General features: G+C 63.2%; 20 protein-coding genes and 1 pseudogene. 10 read left to right on the forward strand and 11 right to left on the reverse strand.

The genetic code is table 11. The annotated features are described in order from the left end of the window. Nucleotides 1-53: 53 nt before the first annotated feature. The 3 genes from AC5Y49_RS01210 (at nt 54) to AC5Y49_RS01220 (ending at nt 2,381) form a co-directional block, all read left to right on the forward strand. Nucleotides 54-455 (forward strand): hypothetical protein, encoded by a 402-nt coding sequence (locus AC5Y49_RS01210; RefSeq protein WP_499884017.1) that lies wholly within the window; start codon nt 54-56, stop codon nt 453-455. A 72-nt stretch (nt 456-527) separates the two neighbouring features. Beyond that, nucleotides 528-1,406, forward strand: coding sequence for a polyphosphate kinase 2 (gene ppk2, locus AC5Y49_RS01215; RefSeq protein WP_499884018.1), 879 nt, complete (start codon nt 528-530; stop codon nt 1,404-1,406). Between the two features lie 30 nt (nt 1,407-1,436). Continuing rightward, nucleotides 1,437-2,381 carry a lytic transglycosylase domain-containing protein gene (locus AC5Y49_RS01220; protein WP_499884019.1) on the forward strand — a complete coding sequence of 315 codons (945 nt, stop codon included), beginning with the start codon at nt 1,437-1,439 and terminating at the stop codon, nt 2,379-2,381. 47 nt (nt 2,382-2,428) lie between these two features. Here AC5Y49_RS01220 and AC5Y49_RS01225 read toward each other — a convergent pair whose 3' ends face one another. Together AC5Y49_RS01225 and AC5Y49_RS01230 are read right to left on the reverse strand one after the other, a co-directional pair. Then, nucleotides 2,429-3,442, reverse strand: a complete 1,014-nt coding sequence (locus AC5Y49_RS01225) for an NADP-dependent oxidoreductase (RefSeq protein WP_499884020.1) — start codon at nt 3,440-3,442, stop codon at nt 2,429-2,431. Nucleotides 3,443-3,476: 34 nt separating this feature from the next. Then, entirely contained in the window at nt 3,477-4,097 is a 621-nt protein-coding gene (locus AC5Y49_RS01230; protein WP_499884021.1) for a Crp/Fnr family transcriptional regulator, read from the reverse strand. An 86-nt stretch (nt 4,098-4,183) separates the two neighbouring features. Between AC5Y49_RS01230 and AC5Y49_RS01235 the strand changes: the two genes are divergently transcribed. Continuing rightward, nucleotides 4,184-4,552 carry a VOC family protein gene (locus AC5Y49_RS01235; protein ID WP_499884022.1) on the forward strand — a complete coding sequence of 123 codons (369 nt, stop codon included), beginning with the start codon at nt 4,184-4,186 and terminating at the stop codon, nt 4,550-4,552. A gap of 8 nt (nt 4,553-4,560) precedes the next feature. Here the strand turns inward: AC5Y49_RS01235 and AC5Y49_RS01240 are convergent, their stop codons facing one another. Next, a complete protein-coding gene (locus AC5Y49_RS01240; RefSeq protein WP_499884023.1) occupies nt 4,561-5,211 on the reverse strand; it encodes a maleylpyruvate isomerase family mycothiol-dependent enzyme in 651 nt (216 codons plus the stop codon). A 162-nt stretch (nt 5,212-5,373) separates the two neighbouring features. Next, nucleotides 5,374-5,781 carry a tautomerase family protein gene (locus AC5Y49_RS01245; RefSeq protein WP_499884024.1) on the reverse strand — a complete coding sequence of 136 codons (408 nt, stop codon included), beginning with the start codon at nt 5,779-5,781 and terminating at the stop codon, nt 5,374-5,376. Nucleotides 5,782-5,898: 117 nt separating this feature from the next. Between AC5Y49_RS01245 and AC5Y49_RS01250 the strand changes: the two genes are divergently transcribed. Continuing rightward, on the forward strand, nt 5,899-6,573 hold the full coding sequence (locus AC5Y49_RS01250) for a winged helix-turn-helix transcriptional regulator (protein WP_499884025.1): 675 nt from the start codon (nt 5,899-5,901) through the stop codon (nt 6,571-6,573). A gap of 33 nt (nt 6,574-6,606) precedes the next feature. Here AC5Y49_RS01250 and AC5Y49_RS01255 read toward each other — a convergent pair whose 3' ends face one another. Continuing rightward, nucleotides 6,607-6,999 carry a nitroreductase/quinone reductase family protein gene (locus AC5Y49_RS01255; RefSeq protein ID WP_499884026.1) on the reverse strand — a complete coding sequence of 131 codons (393 nt, stop codon included), beginning with the start codon at nt 6,997-6,999 and terminating at the stop codon, nt 6,607-6,609. Between the two features lie 115 nt (nt 7,000-7,114). Between AC5Y49_RS01255 and AC5Y49_RS01260 the strand changes: the two genes are divergently transcribed. The 3 genes from AC5Y49_RS01260 to AC5Y49_RS01270 all read left to right on the forward strand — a co-directional run bounded on the left by AC5Y49_RS01260 (nt 7,115) and on the right by AC5Y49_RS01270 (nt 9,277). Beyond that, nucleotides 7,115-7,639 (forward strand): TetR/AcrR family transcriptional regulator, encoded by a 525-nt coding sequence (locus tag AC5Y49_RS01260; RefSeq protein WP_499884027.1) that lies wholly within the window; start codon nt 7,115-7,117, stop codon nt 7,637-7,639. 47 nt (nt 7,640-7,686) lie between these two features. After that, nucleotides 7,687-8,607: an NADP-dependent oxidoreductase gene (locus AC5Y49_RS01265; protein ID WP_499884028.1), complete on the forward strand. Its 921-nt coding sequence runs from the start codon at nt 7,687-7,689 to the stop codon at nt 8,605-8,607. 244 nt (nt 8,608-8,851) lie between these two features. Beyond that, nucleotides 8,852-9,277: a cellulose-binding domain-containing protein gene (locus AC5Y49_RS01270; protein WP_499884029.1), complete on the forward strand. Its 426-nt coding sequence runs from the start codon at nt 8,852-8,854 to the stop codon at nt 9,275-9,277. Between the two features lie 129 nt (nt 9,278-9,406). On the opposite strand, the gene AC5Y49_RS01275 is transcribed toward AC5Y49_RS01270, so the two are convergent. The 4 genes and pseudogenes from AC5Y49_RS01275 to AC5Y49_RS01290 form a co-directional block, all read right to left on the reverse strand. After that, nucleotides 9,407-9,685 carry a DUF7711 family protein gene (locus AC5Y49_RS01275; protein WP_499884030.1) on the reverse strand — a complete coding sequence of 93 codons (279 nt, stop codon included), beginning with the start codon at nt 9,683-9,685 and terminating at the stop codon, nt 9,407-9,409. Next, nucleotides 9,630-9,797 (reverse strand): annotated as a pseudogene (locus AC5Y49_RS01280) (DUF7711 family protein); the annotation flags it as partial. The pseudogene AC5Y49_RS01280 and the gene AC5Y49_RS01275, both read right to left, overlap by 56 nt. A gap of 531 nt (nt 9,798-10,328) precedes the next feature. Next, nucleotides 10,329-10,784, reverse strand: a complete 456-nt coding sequence (locus AC5Y49_RS01285; RefSeq protein WP_499884031.1) for a type II toxin-antitoxin system VapC family toxin — start codon at nt 10,782-10,784, stop codon at nt 10,329-10,331. Continuing rightward, nucleotides 10,768-11,001, reverse strand: a complete 234-nt coding sequence (locus AC5Y49_RS01290; protein WP_499884032.1) for an AbrB/MazE/SpoVT family DNA-binding domain-containing protein — start codon at nt 10,999-11,001, stop codon at nt 10,768-10,770. Before AC5Y49_RS01290 ends, AC5Y49_RS01285 begins: the two co-directional genes overlap by 17 nt. 295 nt (nt 11,002-11,296) lie before the next feature. Between AC5Y49_RS01290 and AC5Y49_RS01295 the strand changes: the two genes are divergently transcribed. Beyond that, complete coding sequence (locus tag AC5Y49_RS01295) at nt 11,297-12,175, forward strand: crotonase/enoyl-CoA hydratase family protein (RefSeq protein ID WP_499884033.1); 879 nt, start codon at nt 11,297-11,299, stop codon at nt 12,173-12,175. A gap of 9 nt (nt 12,176-12,184) precedes the next feature. On the opposite strand, the gene AC5Y49_RS01300 is transcribed toward AC5Y49_RS01295, so the two are convergent. Together AC5Y49_RS01300 and AC5Y49_RS01305 are read right to left on the reverse strand one after the other, a co-directional pair. Next, complete coding sequence (locus AC5Y49_RS01300) at nt 12,185-12,532, reverse strand: thiocyanate hydrolase (RefSeq protein ID WP_499884034.1); 348 nt, start codon at nt 12,530-12,532, stop codon at nt 12,185-12,187. A gap of 10 nt (nt 12,533-12,542) precedes the next feature. Further along, complete coding sequence (locus tag AC5Y49_RS01305; RefSeq protein ID WP_499884035.1) at nt 12,543-12,782, reverse strand: nitrile hydratase subunit alpha; 240 nt, start codon at nt 12,780-12,782, stop codon at nt 12,543-12,545. Between the two features lie 84 nt (nt 12,783-12,866). Between AC5Y49_RS01305 and AC5Y49_RS01310 the strand changes: the two genes are divergently transcribed. Beyond that, complete coding sequence (locus tag AC5Y49_RS01310) at nt 12,867-13,607, forward strand: TnsA-like heteromeric transposase endonuclease subunit (RefSeq protein ID WP_099459185.1); 741 nt, start codon at nt 12,867-12,869, stop codon at nt 13,605-13,607. The last annotated feature ends 5 nt before the right edge of the window (nt 13,608-13,612 follow it).

The raw sequence follows: 13,612 nt of genomic DNA on the forward strand, positions 1-13,612 counted from the left end.
GCGAAGGTATCCAATAATTGGATACCAACAGTATCCGATTGAGAGGCGACTCGATGTCTGACGTCACCCGGATCCTTGCCGGGATCTTGCTACTGTCCCTGGTCACCGTGGAGACTGGCGGCCTCTACTTGGTGAAGTTGGTGCGTGGATCTGCCCCGGCCACACCGTTTCAGATGTCGTTCGCGCGTGCCGGGCATGCCCACGCGGGGGTGTTGCTGATTCTGTCGTTAACGGCGTTGCTCTACGCCGAGGTCGTGGACATGGCCGGCTTCTGGGGTTGGGTATCGCGCATCGGGGTGCCGATCGCGGCGTTGCTGATGCCCGGCGGCTTCTTCTTCTCATCGATGGGCGCGGGTCGCGAGCGCCCCAATGCGCTGATCGCTCTTGTTTATGCCGGGGGGTTGACGCTCGCGGTAGGCCTGGCTTCACTCGGCATAGGACTGCTCACCGCCTGAGCGCCTCAACCAATTACCCGGGCGTTTCAGCGTCGGGAGTGACACCATAATTTTTGTGGACAGCGTCTGCCGATGACTGACATTGACCTGGATGACCTTTCGACCAGCGAACACGGGTACACCGTGGACGACGCGGACGACGACGCTCCCGTCCTGCTCGACCGGGACGGCAATCCGGTCGACACCTGGCGCGAAAATTACCCCTATGACGAGCGGATGCCGCGCGACGAGTATGAGCCGCTGAAGCGACGGCTGCAGATCGAGCTGCTGAAGCTGCAGAAATGGTCCAAACGCACTGGCGCTCGCCATGTGATCTTGTTCGAGGGCCGCGATGCCGCTGGTAAGGGTGGAACGATCCAGCGATTCATGGAGCATCTGAACCCGCGGGGTGCGAAGGTAGTGGCGCTGGATAAGCCCAGCGAACGCGAAAGCACCCAGTGGTACTTTCAGCGCTACATTGCCCACCTGCCTGCAGGCGGTGAGATAGTGCTGTTCGACCGGTCGTGGTACAACCGCGCCGGCGTGGAAAAGGTGATGGGGTTCTGCACCCCCGAACAACATGCCGAATTCATCCGGCAGGCACCCATTTTCGAGCAGTTGCTTGTCGACGACGGGATCAGCCTGACCAAGTTCTGGTGCTCGGTATCACGAGCCGAGCAGCGCACGCGGTTCGCCATCCGCATGGTTGACCCGGTCCGGCAGTGGAAGTTTTCGCCGATGGACATCGAGTCAATCAACAGATGGGACACGTACACCGCGGCTAAGGAGGAGATGTTCGAGGCGACCGACACCGATTTCGCGCCGTGGATTGTGGTCAAAAGCAACGATAAGAAGCGTGCCCGGATCAACGCGATGAGGCACTTCCTCGACAAGTTTGACTACGATGACAAAGATCGCGGCGCAGTGGGTCAGGCCGATCCGCTGATAGTGGGACGCGCCTTGGCCGACTGACCCGAGACCTATTGTCGCAGCGTGGATTCGATGGAAGCGAACACAGTGAGCCGTATCCGTGTAGCCGTTGCTCCGCTTGTCCTCGGCACGATCATGTTCGCACTCGTCGGGTGTACAAAGCCAACTGCGCCGCCAACAGAAGTAACCGCCGCAACGTTCGTGTCAACCACAACGGTGGCGGCGGCGCCGAGCAGGCCCGAGGGAGCGCAGCCCCTGCTGGCGTCAGACCCCGCGCAACTGGCGGACGACCTCGTCGCCGACGAGCTCGCGCTGCGTGATGTGTCGACGGCGGAGGCAACCCTGGTGACGGCGGCGCGCCGCCAGCAGGCGGCCTATCGGGCGATCGGGCGGCACCCCGAATGGGATGCGATCACGCGACCGCGCATCCCGCCGTCGCTACTCGAGGTCTACGACCGCAATATCGACGCCCGCCGTCAGCTCAGGGCGATGGCAGAGGTGAAGGACACGCTGCCCGCGTGGCGCATCGAGCCGCCCGCCCCAGCCGACGAGCTGCTGAGCTACTACCACCAGGCGGAGTCGGAGTCCGGCGTCGACTGGACCTGCCTTGCCGCGATCAACCTCATCGAAACCGGCTTTGGGCGCATCGTCGGGCCGAGCAGCGCCGGCGCGCAGGGCCCCATGCAGTTCTTGCCCTCGACGTTCGGCGCCTACGGCGAGGGCGGCGATATCCAGTCACCGCGCGACAGCATCTTGGCAGCGGGCCGCTACCTCGCGGGCAATGGCTTTGCCACCGACCGTGATCACGCCCTCTACCGGTACAACCACGCGAACGAATACGTGCAGGCGGTCAACCAATACGCTGCGGTGCTCGCAGCCGATCCCATCGCATTTACCGGCTTTTACCGTTGGGACATCTATTACTACACGACGGCGGGAGACGTGTTGCTACCCGTCGGTTACGCTGCGCCGTCACGGATTCCGGTCGACGCCTATCTGGCCACCCACCCGCAGTAACTTCTCGTGGCGCGGCGTGCGTGCGTCAGATGACAACGGCGCCTTTACTAGCCGGTTGTTTTGACGACGAGCTTGCCGACATTCTTGCCGTCGAACAGCATATTGATGGCCGTCGGCAGCTGCTCAAAGCCCTCGACGACCGTCTCGAGCGGCGTGAGCCTGCCCTCGCCGATCAGGCCGGCGATCTCGGCGGTTGCTTCTGACGCCTGACCGAAGTGGTCGAGAACAATGAACCCCTGCAACGTGGCACGCTGGACGAGCAGGTTGCCGAACGCGCGCGGTCCAGGCGGCGGGTCAGCCGAGTTGTAGCCGGAGATCAGCCCGCATAGCGCAACGCGTGCGCGAAGGTTGAGGCGCGCGAAGATCGCATCCATGATTTCACCGCCGACGTTCTCGAAGTCGACGTCGATGCCGTTAGGCGTCGCCGCGGCCAGCTGGGCGGCCCAGTCGTTTGCGCGGTGGTCGACGGCCGCATCAAACCCCAGTTGTTCGGTCAGCAGCGCACACTTCTCGGGGCCGCCGGCGATTCCGACAACACGCGCGCCATCGGCCTTGGCAAGTTGGCCGGCAACCGAGCCGACCGCGCCGGCCGCGGCCGAGATGACGACCGTCTCACCCGGCTGAGGCTTACCGATGTCGCGGATCCCGATCCACGCGGTGAGCCCCGTCATGCCGAGCGCGCCGAGATATGCGCTGGGGGAGACGCCCTCGGCGACCTCCACCGGCAGCAGCGGCATCGCGTCCGAGACCACCGCATACTCCTGCCAGCCGACAAGGCCCTGCACGATCTGGCCGACCGCATAGTTCGGGTTCTTCGATGCGATCACTTCGCCCAGCCCGCCTGCGCGCATCACCTCGCCGATGCCGACCGGCGGCAGATACGACGGCATGTCGTTGATCCACGCGCGGTTCGTCGGATCGAGCGAGATCCAGTCGACGCGGACCAGCGCCTCACCGTCGGCGATCTCGGGGACCGCCTCCTCGGTGAGTTCGAACGTGTCAGGGCCAATGCGTCCGGTGGGACGTTCGCGGAGGAGGAAGCGGCGGTTTCGATCGGACATGAGCGCACCGTACCGGACGCGGCCTGCCAGAGTCCTACGGGGAAACGGCTGTGCTGCTCCGTTCGATCCATTGGGTGAGCGCATCCCCGAGCGCGGTCGCGAGACTCACACCGGCGGCGTTGGCGGCCTGCTCGAACCGCTCGATCAAGTCCGTCGCGACCGAGGCGTTTACCTTGGAGCGTTGCGGTTTTGGCTTCGGCGGCGGAGCTACGGGCACGTGGCGCGCGACAGTCGCGTCCATGGCTTCACGCAGCGCGGGAATGTCGTCGAGCAATCCGACGAGATCATCGCGCCCGATGCGCAGAACATCGGCCGGGCCGGTCGTCGTTACGGTCGCAGAACGCAGCGTCCCCCGGCGCAGCACAGATTCCCCGATCATCTCGCCGGGCCCCACCACGGCAATGCGGTCCTGGCCGACGTACACCCCGGCCTCCCCGCTGAGCAGGATGTAGCAGGCATCCGACGGAGTCTGCTCATGAATCAGCGGCGATGGCCCCCTCGTCGATGTGCGATTTGCTGCTCGCACGAGACGCTCCAACTCATCATCCGAGAACTTGTCGAATGCGGCGAACTCGCGGAGCCGACGGGCGTCTTCGCTAAGCCCCTTTGCACCGGACTTCATAGTGGACTCCTGATGCACGATGTGGCCGGACATCGAAGAGCCTAACGCGGTTGTAGCGCGGGCAGCAGGTATTTTGCGGGAGACGATCGAGGCGCCTGGAAGCCGATACGGTGTATTTCATGCCTCGCGTGGACTACGTCATCCAATATGTCGAGTCGCTCACACGGTCGGTGACGTTCTACCGGGAAGTGCTCGGGCTCAAGGTACGGACCGAGGGCGACGGCTACATCGAGTTCGACATGGATAACACTAAGTTCTCGCTTTTCGAAGGGTCGAAGCTACCCGAACTCATCGGTCGCGAAGGCGGCAACCCGCCCTGCGGCGAGATCGGCTTCCGGATCGAAGACGCGGATGCCGAAGCGGAGCGGTTGAGAGGGCTCAGCGTTGAGATCCTCAGCAGACCGGTGGATCGACCGTGGCATGAACGGACGCTTCACATCGCCGACCCGGACGGCAACATCATCGAATTCGCGCAGAAGCTGCGATGATGCCGACGTCATACATGACCGTCGAACGCACGTAAGGCCTGCACGTGGACATCGGGGCCCGCCACGGCGATTTCGGCTAACGCGCCACGTCCCGCAAGCCACCGCACTAGATCCGCGGACGTGCCGTCGAGAATCACCTCGGGACTCGACTCCGGGCCGACAGACCACCGACAGTTGCTGTCGCTGGTACCGACTGTCAACCGGATACCGGCGGGCAGCTTCTTGACCTGATAGCGCAGCAGCAGCGGAATGACCTCCGCCAGTGTCGCCGGCACCGCATGGGCAAGGTCGTTGAGCGCGATGAGATCGTCGTGATGCGTCCAATATTCGAACAGGGCCAGCGGGGCCACCCGCGGCCGCAACAGCAGCCGTGGAATGGGCCGACGCAACCGGTCGATCAGTGCCGCGAAGCCGTGGCGTCGCTCAAGACGGATGGCGCTGTCGACGAGCTGCGGCGGTCCCGCCACGGAAATGCCACGCACCACTAGGGATCGAGCGGCGAAGGTTGGCACACCACCGATGCGTTCTTCCGCTGCGAGGTGGGCCGCGAGATCCAGCGCAGTCCACTCACCACACGCGGTGCGGGCCGACGCGCCAGCTTCGATCAACGACTCCGTTAATGCCGCCCGTTCGGCCTCGACGTCTTCCGCAATCGTCATGAGCAACAAGTTTGAACTGCGTGCTCGAGGCGGTTGTCAGCGGGAGGTGGGGGACATTGACCTTGTAAGCGGTACAAGATTGCTTACTACCGCCTCGGACCGGGATGCCGTGTCAGCACCGCGGTCCGAGTCGGACAGCGAGCGTGCTTCGGAGCGGGAATCTCAGCGATTCAGCGCGGTAACGGCGGCAACAATCTCTGGCTTATCGGATTGCAGGCTGCCTCTCCAGCCGACGTTCCGTAATGGGTAGTGGTTGATCAGCACGAGGACTTCGTCGATATTGGCGATCCCGTCATACGCCGCGCCGACCGCCGACTCGATCTTTTGCACCAGCTTACGTTTGGCGTCCAGACTGGCCAGTTCCGGGGCTTCCAAGGACACCACAGGCCGCACTGGCTCGGCTTGCACGCGGCCGTCTTGGGATACGTTTTCACCCGAGTACTCGCGCAGCCAGCCACGCGTGTCGGGAAAGTGGTAGGCCTCATCGAGCGCGTCGGTGATCTCCTTCAACATCGTCTGCTTGGCGTTCTGCGTCGCCCCGTTGGGCGCGTCGACGGTGAACACAGGCATGGTTTTCATCTCCTTCGTGGTCCGTCCCGGGTGGGACGATTCCGACGCTAGCAGCGTTAGTTGGAAAAACCAAGTAATTAATTTGATTATTGGATTATCGCTGGTAACATAGGGTTCATGGCAGGAAAACGCAGATACGACACCGGCTGCGCCGTGGCCCACGCGCTAGATCTGATCGGGGAGCGCTGGGCGTTATTGGTGGTTCGCGAACTACTGCTGGGCCCCAAACGCTTCACCGATCTGCTGGCCGGCCTGCCGGGCGCCGGCCCGGACATGCTGACCCAGCGGCTGCGCGAGCTCACCGACGCAGAAGTGGTCCGTCGTCGTCGGCTCAGCCCGCCTAGCGCGTCATGGGTGTACGAATTGACGCCTTGGGGGGCCGAATTGGCGCCGATCGTTCTCGACCTGGCCCGCTGGGCCAGCCGCTCGCCGACAATGCCCTATGACGCGCCAATTGGCGTCGATTCCGTGATGCTGTCGCTGACAGCGCTTTTCGACCGCGAGGCCGCGGCGGGTCTTGAGGCGACTATGGCCATCCGCCTAGGTGACCAGTCGTTCCGGCTCCGCATCACCGGGGGTGAGCTCACCGTCACGCGGGGCGAGCACGAACGGCCGGACGCCACATTGGAAACCGATCAGACCACGCTGCTGACGTTGCTACGCACCGACGGTGATCTCGACGAAATCCTTGCTGATGGATCGCTGCGCCTCGCGGGCGACCGCGCCCTCGTCGAAAGATTCCGACATCTATTTCCACTGCCGCAATCTGCTGGACCGGCGGCACGGGCATAGCGCGCATGCCTTGTGTTCCAAGACTCGTACCGCTCAGGCGAGATCGATCCGGATGGTCATCAGATTAGTTCCCAACGCTCGGACGAGTGCGCTATTGAACCGGGGGAGGGCAGCCAGCCGAGCGTGGGCGTCATCGGAAGGCATCAGGTGGGCCGTACCGGGCAGCCACCGGCCACGGATCCGCAGCCGGACATTATTGTCTCTGAGGATGTTCCGCACGTAGTTCGATGTTTCGCCGTGGTCGGAGACAAACCAGAACTGGTTACCGATCAGCCGACCTCCGATCGGAGTGCGTCGTGGCTTACCACTCTTGCGGCCAATTGTTTCCAACACGACCTGGGTCGGCAGTAACCGATTAATCGGGTTGGCGATCCACTTGTGGAAGAACGTGACTCGACGGCGCTTGCGGTCTAAAGACTTTCGCATGAACTCAGTATTTGTCGAGACTCTACGTCTTGTCAAGGTGGCGCTATCGTGCTTCGCTATACGGGTGCGTGCTCACACCGGACGACGCCGAAATGACGCGGCCAGGTATGCGATCTTGACCGCAGCCGCCGAACTGCTTGAAAGCCAGGGCAGCGCCAAAATCACGATGGCATCCATCGCTCAGCGTGCAGGAGCGGGAAAGCAAACCCTGTATCGCTGGTGGCCCACGAAGGGCGCGCTGCTGCTGGAGGCGATGGTGGTGCTGGCCGAATCAGAGGTCGCCGGCACCGAAACAAGTGACCTGAGAGCTGATCTGACGTCATTTGTTCGCGCGACGTTTACAGCTGCCACTAAGCACCGGAGCTTACTGCTGGGGGTCTTGCGGGAAGCGCTGGGCGATCCGGGCACCGCCGCTGAACTCGACGAGTTCGCGGCGTCGCGGCGCGTTGCATTGCGCGAAATCATTGAGGCCGCAGTCGAGCGAGGAGAGATCATGCAACGCAACATGCTCGATCTCGTTGTCGACCAAGTATTCGGCTTGTTGTGGTACCGATTGATTTTCGGCAACTCACCGCTGACCAGGGCGGCTGCGGGCCGCCTGGTCGAGGGTGTGCTCGTTCAGCTCACCGCATACGGCTAACCTTTGCGCAGATGGCCACCCCTGCCACTGCTTAGGAAGGACCTGTCATGCACGCCATCGCTGTTCGCGACCGTGACACCGGTATTGCTGGCCTGTCGCTGGCGGATCTGCCCTACCCCCATGTGGCCGAGAACGATGTCGTCGTGCGGGTACACGCCGCGGGTTTCACCCCCGGAGAGCTGGACTGGCCGGCCACGTGGACCGATCGCGCGGGCCGTGACCGGACGCCAAGCGTGCCCGGGCACGAGCTGTCGGGCGTCGTGGTTGAGTTGGGGTACGGCACCACTGGCTTGAGCGTCGGCCAACGGGTGTTCGGCCTGACCGACTGGGCCCGCAACGGCTCGCTCGCGGAGTACACCGCTGTGGAAGCCCGCAACCTCGTGCCGCTGCCAGCAGACGTCGACCACACTGTGGCCGCCGCGGTGCCGATCTCCGGCTTGACCGCATGGCAGGGCCTCTTCGATCACGGACGGCTCACCACCGGCCAGACGGTCCTGATCCACGGCGCCGCCGGCGGGGTCGGGTCGATCGCGGTGCAGCTCGCTCGCGAAGTCGGCGCCCGCGTCATCGGCACCGGACGGGCCTCCAACCGGGATCTGGCGCTCAAACTTGGCGTCGACGCCTTCATCGACCTGCATGCCGAAAAGCTGGAAGACGTTGGGGAAGTCGACGTGGTGTTCGATGTGATCGGCGGAGACATCCTCGCCCGCTCGGCGGCCTTAGTGCGGGCCGGCGGAACGCTCGTCACCATCGCCGAGCCGCCCCAAATCCAGCCGAGGGACGGGCAGGCGGTCTTCTTCGTCGTAGAACCCGACCGTGCCCGACTCGTCGACCTCGCCGCGCGGCTGCGTGACGGACGCCTGCAGCCGGTCGTCGGTGCGGTGCGGCCGCTCGTCGAAGCACCGGCCGCATTCGCCCCCGGCAAACGCACGCCCGGCAAGACGATCATCCGCGTAACTGAAGACTGAACAAGAGACCCCCAAGAGGTGGTGTGCGAGACCGCTCGTTGCCTGGCGGCTGAACGACTCCGCGCCGCGGATGAGGCTGGCGCTCTCGATTTTCCCGTCCGCAAGTTAGCGTTCGGCCGGGCTGATACATGGGTCAGCGCACATCGCACCCAGATTTCATGATGGTTTCAGTTGCGCAAAGGTATTGCAGCCTACCTGCGATGCGAAGGTCGATAAGGCCTGTCTGGCTTTAATGTTGGCTACTATGGCGGGACTGGACAACTACGTGAAGCGCTGGCGCACAGCGCTTCACGTTACCGCGTCCGTATTAGTGGTTATCCTCGGACTCGCCATCGCCCCGGTAGCTCACGCGGCTGCGGTCACGGCGAAGTTGTCGGTGGAACATACGTGGCAGACCGGCTTCATCGCCCGCTTCGCCATCACCAACACGAGCATGGTGCCGCTCAGCGATTGGAAGCTTGAATTCGACATGCCGGTGGGACAATCCGTCTCGCACGCGTGGAATAGCACCGTTACCCAATCCGGCACCCACTTTGTCGTCACGCCCGCGAATTGGAATCGCGTCATTGCACCCGGTGGTTCAGCCACAGGTGGTCTAAGAGGGGTGTTGACCGGCTCCTACTCGCCACCCTCGAATTGTGTGCTCAACCGGCAATTTCGTTGCACCTAGAGACGGCTGCGCGCTCAACAATTCACCGGCGGGGGAACGGCGCTTGCCCAACAGCCAAAACTACCCTCAAGCTATGCAACAAATCTGTCAGTTGCAGCGCTGCCGGCGCTACGAGGGTTGTGCAGCTGGTTAGTTCGCCATACTGCCAACGACGTCCAGCATCTCTGACACCGCGGTCGCTGCGCGCCACAGGCGATCCTCGGTCGAGCTGTCATAACTTTTGTGACGCCGACGCCAGTCGCGGTCCCAGTAGCCCTCGAGCACCGATCGAAGGTGCTGCCGCGAGACGATGAGCTCAGTCCGCAGCTGTGTCATCAGCTCGTCGTCGGACGGTTCTATGGCAGCCAGGCCCTCAAGGCCGCCGTGACTTAAGGGCCGCAATCGCAGACGAATCAAGGCCGCTGTCACCGGACCAGAACCTCACCACCCGGCGATGCTGATAAGTCCATACCGGCCATGCGCGCGGTCGGTAACACCACAAAAACGGCCGCGTACCGAGTCCCAGTTGGTGCCCGATCGCTTCCCCGGTGGGAGCTCGCCTACTCGTTCCGCGACGGTGCCGGTGTCACTCCGAGCGTCTTCGGCGAAATGGGGCAGCGGGTTGAGCCACACTTCGTACGCGCGCTGCGACCAACTGCGGGTGGTCTCCGTAGATCTTTGATGCCCAGCTCTCGGGATAGCGCGTCGTGGAATGAAAACAATTGGGGTGCAGTGCAATAGGGCGTACATTACTTGACATAGTGTCGCTTATCGGTAATTAGATCGGCACTGGCAGTGGCGTCCAATGCCCAATCATCATCCGTCGCGCTCATGGCGTGGTTGCGCGATGTGCAAGCCCCATAAGCGCCGCGGCGCGCCGGCCGCGCGACCAAGGACCCGGTCGCGGCCCGTCGCCGGCTCGGATACACCCGTCGGTACTCGCGTCGGTCAGTCGGAGCCACTAACTGCGGGCCGACTCTCGTCCCTATCCATCCCCGCTGCACGACTGCATTACGTCACTGTGACGATTTGCGGGTCGTGCAGCCTTACGTTGTTGGGCTGGCGGTTGCGATCAACGGCTAATCGCAGACGGGTGATTCGAATCCGGCGATAACAGCTCGTAGGTGACGCCGAGTGCACGATACGTCGGTTCGGCCCGCCGATCGCAAGTGACGAGCAGCAGCTTGTGCTTGCGGGCAGCCGCACCAACGAGCCCGTCGTAAAGCGCGCCGCCAGCCAAGCGCGCTTCGGCAAACTCCCGCAGCAGTCCTTTGGTATCCGTTGCCGACAGGAAGCGGGACTCCGGAAAATTCGTCTGCTCGAGGCGAAGCGCCGCAGTTGGGCTGAGGCGATGTGGCGGCGGCAGTCGCGTGAGCACCGATAACAGCTCCACTGCGGCATGCCCCGACATCCCGCGGCGGCGCGCGAGCAGTCTGGCCTTAGCCGCCAAGTGAAATGGGTTCTCGCGCTGCGCTAATGCAAGCGCCGCGCTGGTGTCGACCAGCACATGCTCAGCGTTGGTCGGCAAGCCGCAACTCTCTCACCGCATCGGCGTCAAGTTCTGGTCCGCCGCTGGGCAGCAAGAGAAGGCCGTCCTCATCGACGAGGTCGTCGGCGGCCACGGTTTCGATGCGGATGGCGGCGCCGTCGAGGGAAATCTCCACCTCGCCCGCGGTGATCCCCGCCCGCTCGCGAAGTGCCTTCGGGATCACCAACCGTCCGACCTTATCGATGGTGACACGCATACCATTACTTTACCACTATTTTGGTAATAGCCATGGGGTTCGCAATCATGACGTGTTCACCACATAGTCACGGTCGCGGGTAGTCGGATTACGTTGCGCGGAGTTCAGTTTGGCGGCTCACCCCATCCCCCACGACATAGAGGGGCTTCGACCCTTGATACGTCACAGTGACGGTTCAGGTTAAGCGAGCGTGCCCGTTTCGATAGTGAATCATTTCCCAGTTACGGACGCGGAGGCCGCGATCGACAAGTTAACCAGTAACGTCGCCTGAAACGAGCCTGCGAAGGAAGTAGCTATGGAGTTCACCACGATCCGACACGACGTCGACGATGGGATCCTCACCGTCGTCCTCGATCGCCCAGACAACCTCAACGCCTTCACTGTCGAGATGGCCGAAGAGCTGGAACGCACCTTCGTCGCCGTCAACGACGACGACGCGGTGCGGGCGGTGATCGTCACCGGCGAGGGTCGCGCATTCTGCGCTGGCATGGATCTTTCCAGCCAGGGCAATGTGTTCGGACTCGACGGGACGAAGTCTCCGACGCTGACCGACATGGCCGACCTCGACGACATCGAGTTACGCCGGGTCCGTGACACGGGTGGCCGGGTGACGCTCGCAATCTACGCCTGCCGCAAGCCGGTGATCGCGGCGATCAACGGGGCCGCCGTCGGCATCGGCGCAACAATGACGCTGGCCATGGACGCACGCTTGCTGTCCACCAGGGCACGGTTCGGCCTCGTCTTCGGCAAACTCGGTATCGTCCCAGAGGCGTGTTCGACGTGGTTCCTGCCCCGAATCGTCGGCATGCCAACAGCTTTGGACCTGATGTACCGCGCCGACATTCTCGACGCCGACACCGCGCGTGAATTGGGGCTGGCACAGGCCGTCTACGAACCCGATGCGCTGCTCACCGAGGCGCGGACACTCGCGGACGCGTGGACGCGCGACCGCTCACCGGTGTCTGTCGCCCTCATGCGACAGATGCTCTACCGCAACTCGGCCCAACCGCATCCCGTCGACGCTCATCGGATCGACTCGCTGGCGATGTTCTACACGAGCATCGGCGACGGCGACGACGGCGTGCGCGCCTTTCTCGAGAAGCGCGACCCGCGCTTTTCCGGAAAAGCATCCGAGATGCCGCCGTTCTACCAGGAGTGGATTCAAGGCGGGTAGCGAGCGGATTTACGCGTCGCCTGCTTCGAGTCGCGCCCGCACCGCTGTCATGCGATCGGCCAGTGCCGCTTCGTCGATGATGTTTCGTGTGATGAGGGAATGCGCCAGCGCGACGAGCTGATTTTCCGGGAACGACAGTGTCGCGTACACCTCTTGGCTGAGACGGTCCTCATCGGAGCGACGCGTCAAGAGCGGCAACACGGTCCCTTCTCGATCGAGCGCGTCGCACATCCCGTCCAGACTTGACTTCCAGGGCGGCAGTGAATTGTTGACACCGTACTTCTCCGCCATCCGCGCCCACTCCTGTCGGCGCCCAACAATCCGTTCCAGCGTCGGTATGTTCTCTTCGGTTGACATCTTTTGGCCCTCAGTAGCCTTCGGCTGGGCGAACCGCAGGATGCACCGGGCGGTTTGCAGTGGATGTGACGCCGGGCTTCGGCAGGGCGACGCCAATCAAGCAGTCACGGGTCACAATGTCCACGAGCTCCTGCTCATCCCAGCCCTCCGTTCCGTCGGGTCGCACAGGAAGCACCATGAACCGGTGCTTGGAATTGGAGTCCTCGACGCGGATCTCGACGTCCTCGGAAAGGTAGATGTCCGTTGACATCCGATGTGATGTATTGCCACCGTATCTGCGGTATCGGCGTGTCTTTGCCAATCTATCCGAGGTACCGCCGGTAGCGTTGTTTAGGTGAGTGTGGCGCCGGCGGCGCTATGGCCGCAGGTCAACGGTGGCGTTGAGGTGGAATTCAACTCCTCCGGGGGTTCTTCGCGCTTGCCGCTGGCGGAGTGTGCCGCAGTGGCCTTTGAGTTGGACTGCTCACCCGTGCGTGGTTTCCCAGCGTTTCGCGGGCAGGGCAATTATCCAGGCCTGTGGTGGTTTTCGACGACTCGTGAGCACGTTGGGTACGAGTCGTGGTCGGAGCGTGACCATTTGATCGCGCTGGACGCCGATCCCGCGGTGGTTGGTGTTGCGTCGCAGCCGTTCCGGCTCCATTGGGGTGACGGCAGGCACCACGTGCCTGATTACTTCGTGCGGTTGTCCGACGGAACGGCGACGGTTCTTGACGTGCGGGCCGATGACCGAATATCGGATGCTGATGCTGAGTTGTTCGACCGGTCCGAGCAGGCGTGCCGTTCCCTGGGATGGGCCTATCGGCGAGCGGGCGTTGCGGATCCGGTCGTGACGGCGAATTTGCGCTGGTTGTCTGGGTATCGGCATCCACGGGTGTACCGCCCGGCGGTCGCCGCAGCGTTGGAGGCGGTGTTCGACTCGGCGCGGCCGCTGATGACCGGGGTGAGACCGGTCGGTGAAGCGATCATGGTGTTGCCGGTGCTGTTTCACCTGTTGTGGCACCGGCGACTGGGCGTGGATCTTTCCGCGGCTGTCTTGACCGAGGAGTCGATCGTCGGGCCCGCGTTGTCACGATGACGGGT

The organism is Mycobacterium sp. NGS62, assembly GCF_059812285.1.

What these genes read in the sequence shown, in the direction of transcription:
- ppk2 (WP_499884018.1), top strand. Translation starts at nt 528, where the DNA reads ATGACTGACATTGACCTGGATGACCTTTCGACCAGCGAACACGGGTAC.
- AC5Y49_RS01230 (WP_499884021.1), bottom strand. Translation starts at nt 4,097, where the DNA reads ATGTCCGGCCACATCGTGCATCAGGAGTCCACTATGAAGTCCGGTGCA.
- AC5Y49_RS01225 (WP_499884020.1), bottom strand. Translation starts at nt 3,442, where the DNA reads ATGTCCGATCGAAACCGCCGCTTCCTCCTCCGCGAACGTCCCACCGGA.
- AC5Y49_RS01240 (WP_499884023.1), bottom strand. Translation starts at nt 5,211, where the DNA reads ATGACGATTGCGGAAGACGTCGAGGCCGAACGGGCGGCATTAACGGAG.
- AC5Y49_RS01295 (WP_499884033.1), top strand. Translation starts at nt 11,297, where the DNA reads ATGGAGTTCACCACGATCCGACACGACGTCGACGATGGGATCCTCACC.
- AC5Y49_RS01220 (WP_499884019.1), top strand. Translation starts at nt 1,437, where the DNA reads ATGGAAGCGAACACAGTGAGCCGTATCCGTGTAGCCGTTGCTCCGCTT.
- AC5Y49_RS01305 (WP_499884035.1), bottom strand. Translation starts at nt 12,782, where the DNA reads ATGTCAACGGACATCTACCTTTCCGAGGACGTCGAGATCCGCGTCGAG.
- AC5Y49_RS01235 (WP_499884022.1), top strand. Translation starts at nt 4,184, where the DNA reads ATGCCTCGCGTGGACTACGTCATCCAATATGTCGAGTCGCTCACACGG.
- AC5Y49_RS01300 (WP_499884034.1), bottom strand. Translation starts at nt 12,532, where the DNA reads ATGTCAACCGAAGAGAACATACCGACGCTGGAACGGATTGTTGGGCGC.
- AC5Y49_RS01250 (WP_499884025.1), top strand. Translation starts at nt 5,899, where the DNA reads ATGGCAGGAAAACGCAGATACGACACCGGCTGCGCCGTGGCCCACGCG.
- AC5Y49_RS01210 (WP_499884017.1), top strand. Translation starts at nt 54, where the DNA reads ATGTCTGACGTCACCCGGATCCTTGCCGGGATCTTGCTACTGTCCCTG.
- AC5Y49_RS01265 (WP_499884028.1), top strand. Translation starts at nt 7,687, where the DNA reads ATGCACGCCATCGCTGTTCGCGACCGTGACACCGGTATTGCTGGCCTG.
- AC5Y49_RS01290 (WP_499884032.1), bottom strand. Translation starts at nt 11,001, where the DNA reads ATGCGTGTCACCATCGATAAGGTCGGACGGTTGGTGATCCCGAAGGCA.
- AC5Y49_RS01255 (WP_499884026.1), bottom strand. Translation starts at nt 6,999, where the DNA reads ATGCGAAAGTCTTTAGACCGCAAGCGCCGTCGAGTCACGTTCTTCCAC.
- AC5Y49_RS01245 (WP_499884024.1), bottom strand. Translation starts at nt 5,781, where the DNA reads ATGCCTGTGTTCACCGTCGACGCGCCCAACGGGGCGACGCAGAACGCC.
- AC5Y49_RS01270 (WP_499884029.1), top strand. Translation starts at nt 8,852, where the DNA reads ATGGCGGGACTGGACAACTACGTGAAGCGCTGGCGCACAGCGCTTCAC.